Annotated in this window: 2 protein-coding genes; both read left to right on the top strand. The window is 60.7% G+C overall.

Annotation, left to right across the window (positions count from 1 at the left end; genetic code table 11):
• Positions 1 to 1,116 (top strand): APC family permease (locus JNL55_RS31140; protein WP_293863748.1); only part of this gene is annotated, 1,116 nt, incomplete at its 5' end.
• Between the two features lie 20 nt (positions 1,117 to 1,136).
• Positions 1,137 to 3,300, top strand: a 2,164-nt coding sequence (locus JNL55_RS31135; RefSeq protein WP_293863745.1) for a TonB-dependent siderophore receptor, incomplete at its 3' end; no start/stop codon positions are given.

The raw sequence follows: 3,300 nt of genomic DNA, 5'->3' as shown, positions 1-3,300 counted from the left end.
GTCGGCTGGTTCATCACGCTTTATCTCATCGTCGTGGCGACGTTCGAAGCCATCGTCCTACCCTGGATGTTGCAGATGTTGATTCCGGGGCTGCGGGGCACGGTCCTGTACTCGTTGTTCGGCTCTGAAGTCACGCTCGATGCAGTGCTGATCGGCGCGGCCGGCGTGGTGCTGATCACGTTCCTCAACTATCGAGGCGTGCGGCTCGCGGTGAGCTTCCAAAGCATCATTACCTACGGCTTTCTGGCGGTGGTGATCGTGCTGCTCGCAGCGGCGTCGGCAACTGGCGAGGCCGAGAATCTGCAACCGCTGTTCGGCTCGATGGATGCTTCGCCCTGGTGGTTCGGCGCCGCGTGGATTTTCGCGAACACCGCGTTCTTCTTGAACGGTTTCCAATCGGTACCGCAAGCGATCGAGGAATGCTCGCCGGACGTATCGGCTCGGACCATCGCGCGAGTGATGGTGGGTTCGGTGCTGATCGCTGGGTTGTTCTATTGCGCCGCTATCTTGTGCTCGTCGATGGCGACGCGCTGGACGGAGCTGGCTGGCACACCGCTTGCGACCGCAGCGGCCATGAAAGACATCCTGTCGAACGGAATCTTGTCCAAAGTCGTGCTGCTGGCCGCGGCGTTTTCTTTGCTCAAGACCTGGAACGCCATCGTGCTGATGGCGTCGCGCTTGATCATGGCGCAAGCCCGCCAGGGACTGCTGCCGAGTCGGCTCGGCGCCATCCATCCAACGCATGCCACGCCGGGTGTGGCTGTTCTGTTCGTTGGTGCGGTGAGCTTGGGCGGGATGTTGTTGGGGCGGGGCGCAATCCTGCCGCTGGTCAACATGGCTTCCATTTGTCTGGCTTTCACTTTTGTTCTGGCGTGCTTCGCGCTCATGCGTCTGCGCAAGCAGCATCAAGGCGCGGCCCCCGGCTTTTCCGTGCCGGGTGGCACGGCCACGTTGGTCATCGCCGCGGTGGCGTCGTTCGTGATGTCGGCGATTGCATTGTTTGAGCCGCTGTTTCGAGGCGCGGGGCCAGTGCCGCTGGAATGGTTGCTGATCTTGATATGGGGAGCGGCAGGCGCGGTCTTCTTCGGCGCGCAACGAAAATCGCCGCAATATTAATAAGCAAGAGGTGTGCAGTGATGAATCGCAAGAAAGTTTCTTTACTGGCTGGGCTGTCGTTACTTTCTTCTTGTGCCGCATATGCGGCCGAGACGCCGCCGGAAGGATTGACCGAGGTCATCGTTACCGGCGCGCGCTTCTATCAGCGGGTCGAGTCGGGTGCCGCGGCGAAACTCGATCTGCCATTGATCGAAACGCCGCAATCGGTGGCCGTGATCAATGCCGACGTGGTGAAGACCTTCGCCATCACCGATCTGAAATTCATCAGCAAGTACATCGCAGGCTTAGAGGCACGTGCGCTCAGCCCCGGTGAGTTCTCCGATTTCACCGCGCGCGGCTTCACGCTGGATCTGCTCGATGGCTTCAAGTTGAACGGCATGTCCTTCGTGCCGGTGCAGCCCATCGACACGGTGGCGGTGGAGCGCGTCGAGTTCCTGAAAGGTCCGACCGGTATCGTCTATGGCCGTAACAACTACGGCGGCATGCTGAACTACGTCACCAAGAAGCCGCAGTACAAGGACTCGACCAGCGTCGGTTTCAGTCTCGGCAGTCCGCAGCTCGCGCGCGTCGAGGCGGATTTCAACAGAGTGCTGGTCGATGACAAGCTGTCGGTGCGGTTACCGATGTCTTATGAATATCGCGACACGTGGACCGAGGACGGCTCCAAGCAATTGACGGTGGTGCCGTCGCTGCACTGGGACGCATCCGACAAGGTGAGCTTGGATGCGACCGGCGTGGTGCAGAAGTGGAAGACGAATCGCAACATGGGTGTGCCTGCATGGGCCACGGACGCACCGGCTGATCGCGTCGACTGGCGCGAGGACGATGCCATTACGTCCTGCGCTGAAGTCACCTGCCGCGCGCCGCCGGACTACATCAAGGACGTGTTCTACACCTCCGATGCCACGTTCTTCGACAGCACGACCGTGCAATTGCTTTCTCGCGTCAACTACAAGATCAATGACGAACTCACGTTCTTCGTGAGCGGCAGCTATCTCGACTCGAGCATGACGACGCAGCAGCACTACCTAGGCACGCTGATCGCCGGCGACGGCACGGCGTGGCTGAACGGCGATGCCATCGACCTGGATCAGAAGTCCTATTCGTTCGAGACCGGCCTGACCGGCGGCTTCGAACTGTTCGGGCGTCAGCATCAGCTGTATGTCGGTGCCGACTACCGTCATTTCCGCGCCATCCGCTTCGATTCCACCGAGCCGTTCATCGGCGATCCCATCAACGTGTTCGATTTCCGAACTCGCGACTCGTTCCGCAACTACATGCGCTCGACGGGTTTGGATCGCGTGCACATTCCGTACGACTATCGCTACACCTTCGAGCGCGAGTATCTGGGCCTGGGCGCGCAGGTGCTGTTCGAGCTGCAGGATCGCTTGACGCTGCTGGTCGGCGGTCGCTACGAGCAGAACGATTTGAGCGATGTGTATGTGCCGGTGTCCGAGAACGGCTTCAACTACGAGCAGAAGCTGGACGGCAATCGCGTGCTGCCGCGTGCGGGCTTGACCTGGCGCATCGTGCCGGATCGTTGGACGGCGTACGCGAGCTACACCGAGGGTTATATTCCTCAGGGCGGCATCGAGCGCTCGGGCGGCAAGATCGATCCGGAAGAGGGCTATCAGATCGAAGTGGGCATGAAGGGGCAGCTGTTCGACGAGCGCTTGATGCTGTCGTTGGCGGCCTTCGAGATCCATCGCAGTAACGTGGCTGTGGGCGATCCGCAGAACACGCCCGATGAGATTTTCGTGCTCGGCGGCTTGGATCAGAAGAACAGCGGCGTGGAGTTCGAGGCCATGGGTCAGATCATCCCGGGGCTCAACATCATCGTCGCGGCATCGACCATCAAAGGTAAGTACGGTCAGTCCTCCGATACGTTCTATAGCGGTCGTGAGATCGTGGCGACGCCGGACTTCAAGTTGGCCGGCTACGTGAACTATGAGTTCCGCAACGGCTCGCTCACCGGTCTGATGCTGGGGGGCGGTGTGACCAAGGTCGGTCCGCAGTGGGGTGCCGATCCGCAGAGCTATCGGATCGACGGCTACACCACGGCGGATGTGAACCTGGGGTACGCGCTGACCGAACGCGTTCGCCTCGGCTTGCAGGTGCAGAACTTGTTCGACGAGACTTACTTCCTGCCGCGCGGCACGTCTTGGGCAGGCTGCTGTGGCGCCT

Origin of the sequence: Steroidobacter sp. (assembly GCF_016790065.1) — a bacterium.
Lineage (GTDB): Bacteria > Pseudomonadota > Gammaproteobacteria > Steroidobacterales > Steroidobacteraceae > Steroidobacter.
This window is presented reverse-complemented; position numbering and strand designations above follow the sequence as displayed.